Source organism: Muricauda sp. SCSIO 64092 (assembly GCF_023016285.1).
In the GTDB taxonomy this organism is placed as follows: Bacteria; Bacteroidota; Bacteroidia; order Flavobacteriales; family Flavobacteriaceae; genus Croceivirga.
The window spans coordinates 2,863,191-2,879,159 of sequence record NZ_CP095413.1 but is presented as its reverse complement, the minus strand read 5'-3'; the positions used below and the strand labels follow the sequence as shown (position 1 = coordinate 2,879,159).

At 42.3% G+C, this 15,969-nt stretch carries 14 protein-coding genes; 5 read left to right on the top strand and 9 right to left on the bottom strand.

The annotated features are described in order from the left end of the window. Positions 1 to 6: 6 nt before the first annotated feature. From L0P88_RS12220 to L0P88_RS12200, 5 genes are all read right to left on the bottom strand, one after another. Entirely contained in the window at positions 7 to 2,871 is a 2,865-nt protein-coding gene (locus L0P88_RS12220) for a TonB-dependent receptor (RefSeq protein WP_247130206.1), read from the bottom strand. Between the two features lie 163 nt (positions 2,872 to 3,034). After that, a complete protein-coding gene (locus tag L0P88_RS12215; RefSeq protein ID WP_247130205.1) occupies positions 3,035 to 4,615 on the bottom strand; it encodes a tetratricopeptide repeat protein in 1,581 nt (526 codons plus the stop codon). 328 nt (positions 4,616 to 4,943) lie between these two features. After that, complete coding sequence (gene rpmA / locus L0P88_RS12210) at positions 4,944 to 5,201, bottom strand: 50S ribosomal protein L27 (RefSeq protein WP_158775907.1); 258 nt, start codon at positions 5,199 to 5,201, stop codon at positions 4,944 to 4,946. Positions 5,202 to 5,219: 18 nt separating this feature from the next. Then, complete coding sequence (rplU, locus tag L0P88_RS12205; RefSeq protein ID WP_247130204.1) at positions 5,220 to 5,774, bottom strand: 50S ribosomal protein L21; 555 nt, start codon at positions 5,772 to 5,774, stop codon at positions 5,220 to 5,222. Between the two features lie 99 nt (positions 5,775 to 5,873). Then, positions 5,874 to 6,320 carry a DUF4199 domain-containing protein gene (locus L0P88_RS12200; RefSeq protein ID WP_247130203.1) on the bottom strand — a complete coding sequence of 149 codons (447 nt, stop codon included), beginning with the start codon at positions 6,318 to 6,320 and terminating at the stop codon, positions 5,874 to 5,876. A 161-nt stretch (positions 6,321 to 6,481) separates the two neighbouring features. On the opposite strand from L0P88_RS12200, the gene L0P88_RS12195 reads away from it, so the two are divergent. The 4 genes from L0P88_RS12195 (at position 6,482) to L0P88_RS12180 (ending at position 12,123) form a co-directional block, all read left to right on the top strand. Then, positions 6,482 to 7,804: a M16 family metallopeptidase gene (locus L0P88_RS12195; protein WP_247130202.1), complete on the top strand. Its 1,323-nt coding sequence runs from the start codon at positions 6,482 to 6,484 to the stop codon at positions 7,802 to 7,804. A gap of 10 nt (positions 7,805 to 7,814) precedes the next feature. After that, positions 7,815 to 9,887, top strand: a complete 2,073-nt coding sequence (locus L0P88_RS12190) for a M16 family metallopeptidase (protein WP_247130201.1) — start codon at positions 7,815 to 7,817, stop codon at positions 9,885 to 9,887. Between the two features lie 245 nt (positions 9,888 to 10,132). Next, positions 10,133 to 10,558: a hypothetical protein gene (locus tag L0P88_RS12185; protein ID WP_247130200.1), complete on the top strand. Its 426-nt coding sequence runs from the start codon at positions 10,133 to 10,135 to the stop codon at positions 10,556 to 10,558. Positions 10,559 to 10,716: 158 nt separating this feature from the next. Then, positions 10,717 to 12,123: a DUF3179 domain-containing protein gene (locus L0P88_RS12180; RefSeq protein ID WP_247130199.1), complete on the top strand. Its 1,407-nt coding sequence runs from the start codon at positions 10,717 to 10,719 to the stop codon at positions 12,121 to 12,123. A gap of 7 nt (positions 12,124 to 12,130) precedes the next feature. Here the strand turns inward: L0P88_RS12180 and gldD are convergent, their stop codons facing one another. From gldD to mutY, 4 genes are read right to left on the bottom strand one after another with little or no spacing between them, the layout of a single operon-like run. Beyond that, complete coding sequence (gene gldD / locus L0P88_RS12175) at positions 12,131 to 12,682, bottom strand: gliding motility lipoprotein GldD (RefSeq protein WP_247130198.1); 552 nt, start codon at positions 12,680 to 12,682, stop codon at positions 12,131 to 12,133. After that, positions 12,672 to 14,003 carry a gliding motility-associated protein GldE gene (locus tag L0P88_RS12170; RefSeq protein WP_247130197.1) on the bottom strand — a complete coding sequence of 444 codons (1,332 nt, stop codon included), beginning with the start codon at positions 14,001 to 14,003 and terminating at the stop codon, positions 12,672 to 12,674. Before L0P88_RS12170 ends, gldD begins: the two co-directional genes overlap by 11 nt. An 18-nt stretch (positions 14,004 to 14,021) precedes the next feature. Next, the gene (locus L0P88_RS12165; protein WP_247130196.1) at positions 14,022 to 14,474 is read right to left on the bottom strand and encodes a single-stranded DNA-binding protein; all 453 of its coding nucleotides are present in this window, start codon (positions 14,472 to 14,474) and stop codon (positions 14,022 to 14,024) included. 13 nt (positions 14,475 to 14,487) lie between these two features. Next, positions 14,488 to 15,534 carry an A/G-specific adenine glycosylase gene (gene mutY / locus L0P88_RS12160; protein ID WP_247130195.1) on the bottom strand — a complete coding sequence of 349 codons (1,047 nt, stop codon included), beginning with the start codon at positions 15,532 to 15,534 and terminating at the stop codon, positions 14,488 to 14,490. Positions 15,535 to 15,647: 113 nt separating this feature from the next. Here mutY and L0P88_RS12155 point away from each other — a divergent pair, with 113 nt between their 5' ends. Continuing rightward, positions 15,648 to 15,938 carry an HU family DNA-binding protein gene (locus tag L0P88_RS12155; protein ID WP_158775918.1) on the top strand — a complete coding sequence of 97 codons (291 nt, stop codon included), beginning with the start codon at positions 15,648 to 15,650 and terminating at the stop codon, positions 15,936 to 15,938. The last annotated feature ends 31 nt before the right edge of the window (positions 15,939 to 15,969 follow it).

Here is a 15,969-nt window from a genome sequence, read left to right as displayed (position 1 = left end):
AACCGATTATTTTTTGAAGACATCATATTTTAAACCAAAAGTAAGGCGTAACCCATAGAATTCCGATTGCTGGGTCCGGTTACTCACGCCTTGGAAAAAGCGCAAGGGCTGGTTTGTGATATTATTGAGGTCCGCATAAATTCTAAGTTTATTGTTAATGGCATAACTGGAGTTAAAATCCAGAAAAAACTGTTCGTCATAGAAACGGTCTTCAAAGGCATTCCCCCCGAGCTCATCGATGTAGGCATCGGAATAGTTTGCCGATAACCGGGCACTGAATCGTTTTCCGGTATAGCCCAGGGAGGCGTTAAACATGTTGGGGGCCGTATTGGGAAGGTCCAAATCGTCTGCCCGTTCATCCCCATCCTCGTTTCGTATGCCATCGGCACTGGAGGTAAGGTGGGTATAATTTAAATAGATGTTGAAGTTTTTGGCAAATCCAGGTAAAAAGTCAAGCTGGCGCTGAAAAGCGAATTCCACACCAAAAATGGAAGCATTGTCCCCATTCAAAGGTTGGAACACATCAAAACCTGCTGTTCCCGGTCCAAAGGAATCATCGGGGGCCTCAGAAATAAAGGTATAGATGAAATCACTGATACGTTTATAAAAAAGTCCTCCAGAAATCACTCCAATACTTTGAAAATAATGCTCTCCCATCAAATCAAAGTTCATGGAGGTTGTGGGATCGAGTTCAGCATTTCCCAGGATAATCTCATTATCGGCATTCACAATTTCTGCCCTGGGAATCAAATCCTCATAGTTGGGTCGTGCCAGGGTATTGCTCCATGCAAATCGTAAAATGGTATTGTTCGTGATATCGTATTTAAGATGTACCCCTGGTAAGATATTGGTGTACGAGGTATCATCGCTTACTTCTTCAACCACCACATCGTCCTCGCCAAAATTCAGACTAAAACCATCCGACTCCAACTGGGTGTTTTCTATTCGGAGTCCTGCCAGGAGACCAAATTTATCCGACAATTTCTGATTTACCATCACATATCCTGCCAGTACATCCTCTCTAATATCAAAGTTTCCCGGTAAAAACTCCTCCAAAACGGGTGAGCCATTGGTCTCGTTCAAATCAAGGCCTCCCAACCAACTTGGGGACGGATAAAATCCTGCGGCATATTCACTGCCAACCAAAAAATCGGGATCGGTCATATCCACCGTGGGAATGCCACCCAAAACGGGAAAGGTATCCTCCAGATCGTATTCGAAGAAATCGTTGTCCCTGGCCTTATTTTTAAACCTTCCCCGAACACCAAATTTTAGCGTTCCATCCTTATCCCCAAAGAGATTTGCCGGTACTTCAACATTTAGGAAAAGGTTGATGTCGTCCTCATCGGTGAATTGGGTCTCATTGGTAATTTCGTCAAACTCAAAAGAGGACAAATCATTGGTGTTTTCAGGGTTTTCCGCGGTCATATTGGGAAACTCCGGATCACTGTTATCAATGTTGGCGATGTACTCCGTTGTATATTGGGCGTAGCGTTCGTCCAAACGTTCTTCGGATGCCCTGGCATAGGATGCCAGCCAGTCGATCTTAACTTTGCCCCATAAATGATTTCCACCAAGCGTATAGTTTTGCATCCGTTGATCTTCAAGCCTTGTATTCTGGTTACGGTCATTGTCTATACCTCCTTTTGTTTCCCTCGCAACTTCAACGGGAAAGCGGGTGGGCGTCCCATTTGTTATCGTAAAGTCCCCTTCTTGAATGTCCTCTGCATCCAAAAGTTCCTGGGCCGTTACAAAACGGTTCTCCCGGTCATCCCTCCAGTTATACATGGTTTTTAGGTAAATGGAGTTGTTGGGATCGAATTGGTAATCCAAATTGACGGAAAAACTTCGTCTCACCCGTTGTACTAAATAAGTACGCTGCTCAAAAACATCCGTGTATGGGTTTACATCCAGTTCCTCTTCATCCCCATCGGCATTGGTGAACGCAAATTCATTGTTCCACTCTGCTTCTATATTGTCGGAACCAAAATCGTTGTCCTGGATTACCGCTCCCAACATCCATCCAAATTTTCCATCTTTCGTCCTATCTCCCAAGAGGAACGAACCATTGAGGTTTCTCCTATCGGTTATGAAGTTGATTCCCGAACCCAGGGTCGCAGAAAGGCGATATCCCTGGGGAGCGGTACGTGTGACCAGGTTTATGGAACCCCCGAGTGCATCCCCATCCATGTCCGGGGTCACTGCTTTGTTTACTTCAATAGTCTGAATCATATCCGAAGGAATCAAATCCATTTGGATATTCCTATTGTCCCCTTCGGCGGAGGGAATACGACTCCCGTTCAAGGTCACGGAATTGAGCTGTGGCGAAAGCCCCCTAACAATAACATTACGTGCCTCCCCCTGATCTACTTGCATTGTAATCCCAGGGATACGCTTAACGGCATCCCCAATATTGGCATCCGGAAATTTTCCAATTTGGTCCGTGGATACTACATTGGTAATGTTCAAATTTGTCCTTTGGGTATTTAGTGCTTTGGCCTGACCACTTAAACCGTGGGCTGCGACCTCAACCTCATCCAACTGGTAATTGGTAGGGGTAAGTTCCACAACCATGCTCGCCGTTTCCCCGCCGCTAACGGCAACATCTTGCGCAATATCACCATATCCTATGTAGGTAATCTGGATAGTATGACTCCCTTCCGGAATTCCAACAAGGGTAAATCGTCCATCAAAATCAGAAATTGTTCCCCTGTTTAAGCTCGAAATAAAAATATTGGCACCAGAAACATAGATGCCATTTTCATCGGAAATTGTACCGGTAATATTTCCTGTTTGAGCATAACTTTCCACCATCCCAAAAAGGGCAAAAAGCGTTACAAACAACACTTTTGATACGTTAATTAGTTTCATGATCTTATTGTATAGGTTTACACTCAAATGTATCACTATCAATTGATTACCATTTAATGTAAATGGCAACAAAAGGGAAACAAACCCGCTTTGGGAGGGAAACAATAGGGCAACAATCACAATTAATTTACATTGCAGTAACCATTGCTAAAACATAGGTGGTTTACAAGTCTACCATGAAGTTGACCAACTCCTCTTTTTGGTCTATGGGAAGTTTTTTTCGAAGTCTGTGTCTTGCTACCCTAACACTATCTGGAGTAACCCTTAAAATGGACGCAATTTCCTTTGAAGATAGGTTAAGGCGTAACAACATTCCCAAACGCATTTCTGCCGGGGAAAGATTACAACCGGACAGGGAAGATAGCTTTTTGATGAAGTTAGGATGGATTTCCTTGAAAAAGTTCATAAACTCGTCCCATTCATCTTCCTGTTGCAAATTGAAGTCTATTTCCTTTACAAGCTCATTTATCTTGAAATTAAGATCCACATTTCGCCGAACAATGCTATTCTTAAGGGTTTTGGACAAATCGAGCAAAATCTTGTTTTTCTGCGCCAAATGAAGACTGTATCTGGACAATGCCGCTGTCTTCAATTGCACTTGTTGTTGCAGGTTTTTCTCCTCAAATGCTTTCTTTTCCAATTCTGCTTTGAGCACGCGTTGTTTGTACTCCTGGAGTTTGAGCTTCGCCTTTCGCTTTCTCCCCAGATAGGTATACAGAATGGTAAGTATGGCCGCAAGGGCAAATAGTGCCACCCACAGTAGGTTTTGATTGGCCTTGCTCACTTTATTTTGTTCCCTCAAAAGCTGTATCTCACCTTCTTTTTTGTGGGTCTCATAAATGGTTTGGAGCACATTGAGCTGATTAGTGTTCTGATTTTCCAGCCCTATTCTGTTGTATTCTTCGGCCTCTGAAAGATAGTGGTGGGCCTGTTTAAAATTCCCCATCAGCACATAGGTTTTGGAAAGGTCCTTATGGGCGCTTTCCAATTGATGGTAATCGGTTATTCCCATTGCTACATCCTTGGCTTTTTGTGTATATGCCAAAGCTTTTTCATAATTCCCGCTTTTTCGATAAATGTCCCCTAAATTGTTCAGCACATTCGCTTCACGCGCCGTTCCCTTTCCCTGTAAATAGTGATGGGATTTGAGAAAATAACCATAAGCAAGGTCATAGTCCCCCAAATCTTCATGAATACTACCGATGTTCTCATAGACCATGGAAATTCCACTATCGTCCTGCAGACTTTGAAAAAGGGAAAGACTTTCTTTTTGATGTTCCAAAGCCTCTACATAGTTTCCTTCTTTTTCATAACATGTTCCCAAAAGGCTTTTTGAAACGGCCCTCCCTTTGGTATAATCCAAGATATTGGAAATGTTTGCCCCTTCCGTAAAGTATTGCAGTGCCAACCCAAATTTATGGGTCGATAGATGTACTTTTCCAATGCAATTGTTCACTATGACCTGGAGCGTATCTTCGGGAGGGGTTCCTAATAGCTTCAATGATTGGTTAAACTGTTCGATTGCTTCGGAATACACCCCTGTATTTCGATAAAATTCCCCAAGTTCCCAATGCCTTTTTGCCACTATAGGGGAAGAAGCCCCCTTTTTCGCTTCTTCAAGCCCGGATTTGAGTTCAAAAAAAATGGAGTCAGATTGTTTATTGTGCGACAAGAACCCTTTGTAAGACTGTGCAAACAGGGCTTCAGCAACGACCAGAAAGCAAATGTAAATCCCCTTCTTCATCCTTTGATCCTTTTAAAGAGGGAAGGATACTAATCCTAATGGTACGGTATATTATTATAGCTTTATTAAAACATTAAGACCTGTTTAGGAATTTATGATTGGAATTGTTATGGACCATTTTAGTGCGGAACGAGGCACGACATGGCGAAAGCTATGGGCGAGCCAGTGCGATGGAAAAGCATAGCCATGGTTATGGACTAAAATTTTAACGATGGACCGTGCAAAAAGGGACTTAAGAAAATAATTGACAGATTCCCAAACAGGATCTAAAAACAAAAACCCCTGATAGTACTATCAGGGGTCTGTTTTATGTGAAGAGGTCGTTTCGTTAAGCCTCCGGAACTATGGAAACGTAGGATTTCCCTCCTGTTTTCTTTTCAAACTTAACGGTTCCGTCCACCCTTGCGTGCAAGGTATGGTCCTTACCGGCATATACGTTCTCACCTGGGTTGTGCTTTGTACCCCGTTGACGAACAATAATATTGCCTGCAACTGCTTTTTGGCCACCAAAAATCTTAACGCCCAAGCGTTTCGATTCTGATTCCCTACCGTTTTTAGAACTACCTACACCTTTCTTGTGAGCCATGATGTTTCGTTTTAAATTTTATTTGCTCAAAGCTTCAATAAGCTCTGCTTTTTTCATTGATGAGATTCCTGTGATTCCAGCAGCTTTGGCCATTTCCTTTAGCTCTGCCACCGTTTTACTGCTCAAGTCGGTCGTAGCCTTTGGGGCTGCTTCCTTTTTGGGGGCCGTCTTTGGAGCTTCGATCTTTTCTTCTTTTGGGGTAACGGCCCTAGCTTTAGGTTTTACCACTTTTTCCTTTGCAGGGGTAGCTTTTTTTGCACCTTTTGCGACAATACCTTCAACCAAAATTTCGGTCAAATACTGTCTGTGACCATTTTTCTTTCGGTAACCCTTCCTTCTCTTTTTCTTAAAGACAATGACCTTGTCCCCTTTTAGGTGCTTTACCACTTTTGCCTCAACAGCTGCACCTTCTATGACCGGGGCGCCAATGGTAACGTTTCCATTATCTTCCAAAAGAAGGACTTTGTCAAAAACTACCTTTTTGCCCTCTTCCGTCTGCAAACGGTGAACGTACACTTTCTGGTCTTTTGCAACTTTAAATTGCTGCCCTGCCATCTCTACAATTGCGTACATATCTATTCTATTGATTTATAATTAGTGCCATTCTGCGAATAGCGGGTGCAAATATACTGCTAATTCCCTAATTCACAAGTAGTGCAAGCGGTTTAAGTATTATTTTTTGGGATTATTGGAAGCTTTGAACAATTGCATGAAAGTCAGGGTAAGTACAATGGTGGTAGCGATTCCCATAATGAATACCGTAAAAAACACAATTCCCTTGAAATTGGAATAGTCCTTGGCCCAAACCTCGGAAAGCTCGTCCAAAAATGAAGGGCTTAACTCGGTGGAGTATAACGCAAAGAATACGGTGAAAAATAGTGTGGCAACGACACCAGTGGTTATCCCCGCCTTGAATCCACTCCCATAGGTGAATTTAGAGCCTTCCCTGATCTTGGTATATTTTATGGTCTCATAAATGGCAAAGCCCGTGATAACTCCATTGAACAAACTAAAGAAGACGTTAATGTGTTTGCCCAGGAGGGACAAAATCAAAAAATAGGCCACCAAACAAGCACTGGTCACCAATCCAAAACGAAAGGGAAGGGATAAGGTTTTCATTTTCAATACTTTTCTTATCCACTTAAGATAAAAAAATGAATTGTATAAATTATTGTTAATCACTTCTTATTTTCCATACAGCTGTTTATTTTAGAATTTTTGTAACAAATACAAGTGTTACTCGACACTTATTGAACTAAATTTATTCTAAACACTAAAAAATGAGAAGATTTTACATTGCTCTTAGCCTGCTCCTTATGGGTACTGGAATGCTCAGTGCACAGGAAGTGGCTTTTGAGGAGTATGATTTGGATAATGGACTCCACGTGATCTTGCACCAGGACAATGGTGCCCCAGTAGTAACCACATCGGTAATGTACCATGTGGGAGGAAAGGACAGAACCGAAGGCAGAACAGGTTTCGCCCATTTTTTTGAACACCTTCTTTTTGAGGGGACCAAAAATATTGAAAGGGGAAAATGGTTTGAAATCGTATCTTCAAATGGCGGAAAAAACAATGCCAACACCTCCCAAGATCGCACGTATTATTATGAAGTGTTTCCTTCCAACAATCTTCAGTTGGGCCTCTGGATGGAATCCGAACGCATGTTACATCCGGTCATAGACCAAAAAGGTGTGGACACCCAAAAAGAAGTGGTTAAGGAGGAAAAGAGACTCAGATATGATAATACGCCCTATGGCTCTTTCCTAACGGTCCTTGGAAAAAACCTTTTCGACAAACATCCTTACAAAGACCCTAACATAGGCTATATGAAGGATTTGGATGCAGGGACATTGGAAGATGTTGAGGCCTACAACAAAAAATACTATGTTCCCAACAATGCTGTTCTGGTCGTAGCCGGAGACTTTGACATTCCCTCGACAAAAAAAATGATCCAGGATTATTTTGGCTCCATCCCAAGAGGTGCGGATATTGTTAGAAACTATCCCAAGGAAGACCCCATTATCGAGCAGCGGACAGCCAACGCTTACGATGCCAACATTCAAATACCGGCTATTGGTCTCGCTTATAGAACCCCGGGATTTAGGGAAAGGGATGCTTACGTATTGGATATGATTTCCACCTATTTAAGCGATGGCAAAAGTTCCAAGCTGTACAAAAAAATGGTCGATGAGCAAAAACAGGCGTTACAAGTAGGGGCATTCAATATTGGACAGGAAGATTATGGCATGTACCTGGTTTTTGCATTGCCTGTTGGGGAAACCAGCCTTGATGTTTTGAAAGGGGAAATGGAGGAGGAAGTCACCAAGGTACGGGACGAACTTATTTCGGAAAGAGATTACCAAAAACTACAGAACAAATTTGAGAATGACTTTGTGAATTCCAACTCAAGCGTGGAAGGCATTGCAAATTCCCTGGCAAGATATCATATGTTATATGGCGACACCAATCTTATCAATAAGGAGATCGATATCTATCGTTCCATTACCAGGGAAGAGATCAAGGAAGTGGCAAATAAATACTTAAAGCCTAACCAAAGTGTCATTATCAATTACCTCCCCGGAGAAAAAACCGAATTTTAAGATGTATCAAATGAAAAACTATATAGCTATTTTCGTTTTTGCTTTCCTGGCCTTTGCCCTCAATGCCCAAGTTGATAGAAGCAAGCAACCACAGCCCGGTCCAGCACCGAAGATCAACCTATCGGAGCCAAATACTTTTGAACTGAGCAATGGCCTTAAGGTCATGGTGGTTGAAAACAATAAATTGCCCAGGGTCAGGATTCAATTGGATATTGACAACCCACCCGTCCTGGAAGGTGAAAAAGCTGGGGTTTCTTCGCTCATGGCCAGCATGCTGGGGAATGGCTCCACTACCGTTCCAAAAGACGAGTTCAATGAAGAAGTGGATTTCTTGGGGGCAACCATAGCCTTTGGTGCAAAAAGTGCTTTTGCAAGTTCCCTGTCCAAATATTTTCCAAGAATATTGGAATTGATGGCTGACGCAGCCATTAATCCCAACTTCACGGAGGAAGAGTTTGAAAAAGAAAAAGCGAAACTTATCACTGGGTTGAAAACGCAGGAAAAAGACGTTTCCGCCATTGCCAGGAGAGTGCAGTTGGCCCTTGGCTATGGAAAGAACAACCCAGATGGCGAATTCATCACGGAGGAAACCGTCAATACTGTTGCACTTGCGGATGTACAACAGTATTATCGTAAAAACTTTGTCCCTGCAAACGCTTATTTAATTGTGGTGGGCGATGTAACTTTTGATACGGTAAAGGAACTTGTTACCAGTGCATTTACGCCATGGACCAGGGCGGTGCCCCCCACTTTAACGTATGGCAAGCCTGTGGATGCCCAATATACGCAGATCAATTTTGTGGATGCTCCAAACGCTGTGCAGTCCGAAGTGTCCGTTCAAAATTTGATTGAGCTACAAATGAAGGATGAGGATTACCTCCCCGCTTTAATAGCCAACCAAATTCTCGGTGGCGGTGGCGAAGGAAGATTGTTTTTGAACCTTAGGGAAGACAAGGGGTATACCTATGGCTCCTATTCCAACATCAGAAATGATAAATATGGCCCAACCCGCTTTAATGCTTTTGCCCAGGTAAGAAATCAAGTTACGGACAGTTCGGTAGTTCAAATACTAAGTGAGATTGATCGGATTCGTAAAGAACCGGTTTCCCAAAAAGAATTGGCAAACACCAAGGCCAAATATGCCGGTAGGTTCGTTATGGCGCTGGAAAACCCGGAAACGGTCGCCCAGTACGCGTTAAATATTGAAAAGGAAGATTTACCCAAGGACTTTTATAAAACGTACCTGGAGCGAATAGACGCCATAACCACCGATCAGGTACAGAACGCCGCGCAAAAGTATTTCTCCACGGATAATGCACGTATCGTAGTTGTTGGAAAGGGAAGTGAGGTGTTGGAGAACCTGGAAAAAGTGCAATTCAACAACAAAAAGGTCCCCGTTCTTTTTTACGACAAATACGCCACTAAGACCAGTAAACCAGATTACAATGCGGCCATTCCGGAGGGGATTGATGCTACGGCTGTTTTGGAGAAGTATATTGAGGTTATCGGCGGCAGGGAAAAGTTAGAGGCCATCACGTCATTTTCCATGATTGCCGAAGCCACCTTACAAGGCCAAACTTTGGAATTGGTCATGAAGAAAAGCGATAACAATAAATTTTTGCAAGACGTTAAAATGATGGGGAATTCCATGCAGAAGCAGGTAATAGATGGCAATAAGGGCTATAGCATGGCTATGGGCCAGCGAAAGGAACTCACTCCGGAAGAGATTGAAAAAATGAAGGCCGAAGCCACTACATTTCCTGAAATCAACTATTTAATTGCCGGTGATGTAAGCTTGGAGGGCGTAGAGCCCGTAGGCGCTAAAAAAGCATATAAAATCAAGATTTCCGACAATAAAACCGCATACTATGATGTAGAGACGGGATTAAAGGTAAAGGAGGTCTCGGTGCAGGAGGCACAAGGCCAAATGGTTGAAGCATCAATTGAATTCGCGGATTATAAGGAAGTCTCCGGAATACAATTCCCTTTTAGGCTCATGCAATCTGCCGGTCCAATGAACTTTGAATTTATGGTTAAGGAGATTAAAATCAATGAAGGTGTCAGTGCGGCGGATTTTGAATAATCCCCTTACTTAAAAATTCATAAAAGGCGTTCTTAGAGCCTATTTGGGAATTTGTGATTGGAATTGTTATAGGCCATTTTTTAGTGCGGAACGAGGCAAAATTTTTGTGCATAGCCATAGTTATGGACTAAAATTTTAACAATGTGCCGTGCAAAAAGGGACATAAGAAAACAATTGACAAATTCCCAAACAGGCTCTTAAAATAGGAGCGCCTTTTATATTTTTGTGGAACAACACCAGAATCCATGAAATCAAAACTACTTAGCTTTTCCTTCATAGCTTTTCTCGTATTTTCACTCTCTTGCAAACAAGAAAAGAAAGAAGCGGCCCAGTCCACCCAAATGCAGAATGTCATGGCCATTCATGACGAAGTAATGCCCAAAATGGGCAAATTGGGCAAGTTGGTAGGGGAATTAAAAAGCAAGGTCGATACCACTGAAACTGGCAAACAATATGAAGTTGCCATGAAAAATCTACAAAATGCCCATGATTCCATGATGGATTGGATGAGGGGATTTGGAGATCGATTTGATTCTGATGAAATCCTTAATGGCAAGGAACTCACCCCACAAAAGCAAAAGTGGTTGGATGAAGAGGAAGAAAAGGTAAAGGCAATGCGTGAACAGATAAACTCCAGTATCGAACGCGCGGAGGCCCTATTGGGGAAATAAATAGTTTTGTCCAGGACCCAATGTCCCCAGGGTTCACCCCATATTTCTTATAATCCCAAGTGGATAAGTTGATTCTGCTATGTGCCGTTAGCACAAGTTAAAGTAGGGTTAAAGTCCAATATGTGGCCATATCTTACGACCAATTAGTAAAATTGGTCATGAAATTTGTTTTTGGCACCCTGCTTTTTTCGCTACTGGTCATCTCCTCGTTTCTGCTATGGACATTTGAAAACCAATCCAAAACTGAACGTATTTCCAAACCAGTCTCGCCAACACAGAAGGAGGATGGAAGTTTGCTTTTTTTTCAGCTGCTTTCCACACCTGATAAAGCTGCCCAAGACGCTATCATCAAAAAGATAGGCGACCATTGGAAGGAAAGCTATGAAATTTTGTTATTGGAGTCGTTCTATTTTTCGAATAGTCCACGGGTGAGGACCCTGTTAACTGAACTTTTTCAGGAGAAAACCAAGCAGCCGGTCGATACTGATCTGAATTCCTGGTTTCAGTACGTATGGAACAAGGAACCCAGCTATACTCCGGATTACTTTGAATTTAAAGCCAATCTCTATCGCGGTATAGACCGCAAATTCGAAAACTATTTTAAGGATAGGGTCAAAGAAAGCCTAATTCGTTTGGACGAGGTACGGTGGGGAGGCGTACTTCAAGATGGAATTCCACCCTTGCGACAGCCTAAAATGATATCCGCCAAAAAAGCTACCTACTTAAGGGATGGCAACATCGTTTTCGGTATTGAGGTGAATGGGGAGGCCAGAGCGTATCCAAAGCGTATCCTGGCTTGGCATGAAATGTTTGTGGACTCCATTGGTGGTGTTCCCCTGGCAGGTGTCTATTGCACTTTATGTGGAACGGTTATCCTCTATAAGACCGCGCATAAAGGAAAAAACCATGAACTGGGGACAAGCGGGTTTCTATACCGCTCCAATAAGTTGATGTATGATAAGGCCACACAATCGCTATGGAGCACATTGGAAGGAAAACCCGTTATAGGCCCCTTGGTGGATAAAGGTATTGCATTGGAATATATGAGCGTTGTCACCACTACATGGGGACAATGGAAAAAATTGCATCCAGATACTTCCGTACTTTCCCTGGATACAGGTCATAGCAGAAATTATGGGGAAGGTGTTGCTTATAAAGAATACTTTGCCACGGACGATTTAATGTTCACTGTTCCCAAAATTGATACGGCACTAAAGAATAAAGATGAAATCCTATCCATTAGGCTTCCCCAGAAAACGGACAAAAAACTGGCCATAGCCAGTAAATACCTTAGAAAGAACAAGATATATCAATCCAATCTGGATGGGATTCCCTTTACCGTTTTTACGGATAGGACAGGAGCACATAGGGTATATTTTACCGAGGGGTTTCAATTTAAGGACTATGACAAGGGGGTGGTATATGATCAAAATGGAGTACAATGGACCTTGACCGAAGCTAAAATGGTACGTTCAACGGGGAAGGAATTGGCTCGCTTTCCTACACATAATGCCTTTTGGTTCGGCTATAAGGCCGCATTTCCCGATACGGAGTTGATCAAATGACAAATACTCACCAGTGCAAACTTTCCATTATCCTGCGAATGTCCTTCTGTAGATAAACCGCTGCCGGATAGATGGAGTCATAATTTGGTTTGGCATAGAAATATAGGGAACCCGTAACAAAGTGGTTAATGCTATCCGTAACATAGAACTGGGACTGTGAAGCGGCATTTCCCGTAACTTCATAAAACATACCGTACACCTTTTCCCTGGTATTGACAAAAGGTTGTTCAATGATATTGTCCGCTTTTACCACATGTTCGTAAGAAAGCCTTTGGGCATCGGTGAGCAAGGTATTTAGATTATTGTCCACGGGTTTATAGGTAAGATAGATGGAACCTTTCATCATGGGATAATCCAACACCATGGAACAATCGTTTTTGGCGGTAATAAAGGACAGTTCATTCTTGGCAAAACCAAATTCACAACCCTCTTCCCCAAACTCCTTGTACTCCCCATTTGGAAACTCCAATCGTAACATGGCCTTAGGTTTGGGAATCGTGTGTTCCCCACAACCCCATAGCATTAAAAACAGTAAAAACAGCATTGGATTACGTCCCATTGGGCAGATTTATTTTTATTTGTTTCAATCGCTTTTTATCCAATCCCTCTACAGTGAACAGGTAGTTATCAAAGGATATTTTTTCCCCTCTTTTTGGAAAGCTACCGGAGATTTCCAAAACAAATCCAGCTATGGTCTCCGATTCCCCTTTTTGCTGTTCAAATAAATCCTGTTCATCATCCGGCATTTTGATCACTTTGTAAAAATCCTTCAAGTTGGTCTTTCCTTCAAAGACATAGGTGTGTTCATCCAGTTTGGAATAGGTAAGGTCCTCATCATCGAACTCGTCACTAATGTCCCCAACTATTTCTTCGATAATGTCCTCCAAGGTTACGATTCCCGAGGTCCCCCCATACTCATCCACCACAATGGCCATATGTTTTTTCTGCTCTTGAAACTCCAGTAATAGATCATCCAGCTTTTTGTTTTCAGGAACAAAGTAGGGCTCTCGTAACAAAGACATCCAATTAAAGGATTTTCGTTCCAGATAGGGCAATAGATCCTTAACATACAACACCCCCACCACATTGTCCATATGTTCCGAGAACACCGGAATCCTGGAATATCCGTTCTTTTTGATTTCTTCCAATACCTCGGAGAACTTCATTTCTTCGTTTAGGGCGAAAATATCCAGTCTAGGGCGCATGACCTGTTTCGTATCCGTATTTCCAAAAGTGACGATTCCCTCAAGGATTTTTTGCTCTTCTTTTGTAGTATCCCCTTCTGAGGTCAGTTCCAAAGCCTGGGATAATTGATCCACACTTAAATTGGATTTTTGCCTTCCCAACCGTTCATGCAAAAATAGGGTGGCGGAGCGCATGGGTGAACTAAATGGCGTAAATAGATAATCCAGTACCCGCAAGGGGTAAGCCATAAAATGGGCAAATTGGATCCGATTGCGGTTGGCGTAAATTTTAGGAAGTATCTCCCCGAACATCAAAATCAAAAAGGTGGCCATAACAACCTCAAGTAAAAAACGAACGGAAATGAACCCGAATAGCAATTGCTTTATATTACCAAAAAGGACATCCCCAATATCACTAAAAAGCAATACAATCCCTATGTTAATGGTATTGTTTGCTATAAGAATGGTGGCCAGTAACTTCTTGGGTTTGGAAAGCAGTTGTACCACCAAGCCCCCCCTTTTGGTGTTTTCCTCAGAAATGGAATTAATATCGGTTTGCGAAAGTCCAAACAAGGCTACTTCTGCACCGGAGATAAGTGCCGAACAAAGTAGGAGTAAAAAAAGAACACCCCACTTTATGGCCAATATCCCATCAAAAACAGCTAATACGATCGCACTATGGGGCTCAGGATCCAATTAAAAGGGTTCTAATCGTTAAAATGGCAAATCATCATCTTCCTCCATTGTGGAAGGAGTTGGACTAATGCTCCCTTGGGGAGTTGACCCTTGGACCTGTTCGGTGGTGCCGGGTGTTGAAGCTTGTACTTCATTTTTGTTGGTCAAAAAAGTAAAATCCTGTACATGGACCTCGGTAGTATATCTGGTATTACCATCCTCTCCCTGCCATTGTCTATTTTTTAAGCGGCCCTCAACATATACTTTGTCCCCTTTACTAAGGTATTTTTCGCATATTTCAGCCGCTTTATTGCGCACTACGATATTATGCCAGTCCGTATTGGTGATTTTCTCGCCTGTTTGCCTGTTGGTATAGGTTTCGTTCGTAGCCAATGGGAATCGCCCAACACAACCGCCTCCTTCAAAATAATGTACTTTTACCTCATCTCCCAGATGGCCTATCAACATCACTTTGTTTACTGTTCCGCTCATAACTATTTATTTGTCAAAAATAGTGATTTTTAAACCTTTTGATAAAGTCGGCTATCAAAACAGGTACGGGGAATTCCTCAACTTTTGACCATGGAATGCCCCCTTCCATTTTAAAATGGCCCTCAACGATCCAAAAGGTTGTTTTTAAATGTTGATGGGACAATTTATGGACAATGGGCTCCGAATTAAAGCGGACAACCGAAGCCTTGTCCTTATCTGGCAGATGCTCCAAAGCCTTGGCCTTCAATTCATTTTCAGTAGTACTGCCATTGGTCTCCAGCAGGGGAAATTGATAGAGTCCTTGCCAAATTCCCTTTCCCTTGCGTTGTTCCAGCACTGTATTCCCATTCGCATCCAAAAAAACCAAATAGTTAAAATTTCGTTCTTTGATCGTTGTCTTTTTCAATTTGATGGGAAGTTCCAAAACCCGATTCTTAGCCAATGCCACACAACTTTCCTTAAGGGGGCAATGCAGGCAATACGGCTTTTTTGGAGCGCATTGAATGGCACCAAACTCCATAATGCCCTGATTATAATCCCTAATATTATCCAAGGACATGACCTTTTTGGCCAATTCCTTAAAATACTTCACCCCTTCGGTGGAATTAATGGGTAAATCCACACCAAAATATCTGGAAAGCACGCGATAAACATTGCCATCAACAACGGGTTGTGGTTCATTAAAGCAGATAGACGCAATGGCACTGGCCGTATAATCGCCCACACCCTTCAATTTAAGAAGACCTTCATAGGTTGTGGGAAACTCACCACCATGTTCCTGTACTATGGTTTTAGCCGTGGCATGCATATTTCTGGCCCTGGAATAGTACCCCAGTCCCTGCCATAATTTCAATACCTGTTCCTCCGTGGCCCTGGCCATATCAAAAACGGTTGGAAAATAGGCTACGAACTTTTCATAATAGGGCAGGCCTTGTGCCACACGTGTCTGCTGCAGCATTATTTCGGACAACCAGATTTTATAGGGGTCCACGGTCTGTCTCCAAGGGAGTTCCCTTTTATTTTGTTCGTACCAATGCAGAATCTTTTTTGAAAAATCCATAAGGGTCAAATACTATTTCTAAGGGTAGGGAGTTTATATACTTAAATTTTAGGGCATTATACAAAACATTTATATATTTGCAAGCCTAAAAAAAACCAATTTATATATACGAAATGACGAAAGCAGATATTGTATCTAAAATCTCTGAAAAGCTGGGGATTGAAAAAGGAGACGTACAAGCAACGGTTGAATCATTTATGGAGGAAGTGAAGAACTCCTTGGAGAATGGGGATAATGTTTATTTAAGGGGTTTTGGAAGTTTCATTATCAAGACGCGAGCGGAAAAAACTGGAAGAAACATATCCAAAAATACCACCATTAAGATTCCGGCACACAACATTCCCGCATTTAAACCGGCCAAGGTTTTTGTGGAGGGGGTTAAAAGTAATGTGCAGGTAAAGTAATCGAGTAACATTAAAGCATCACTATATGCCT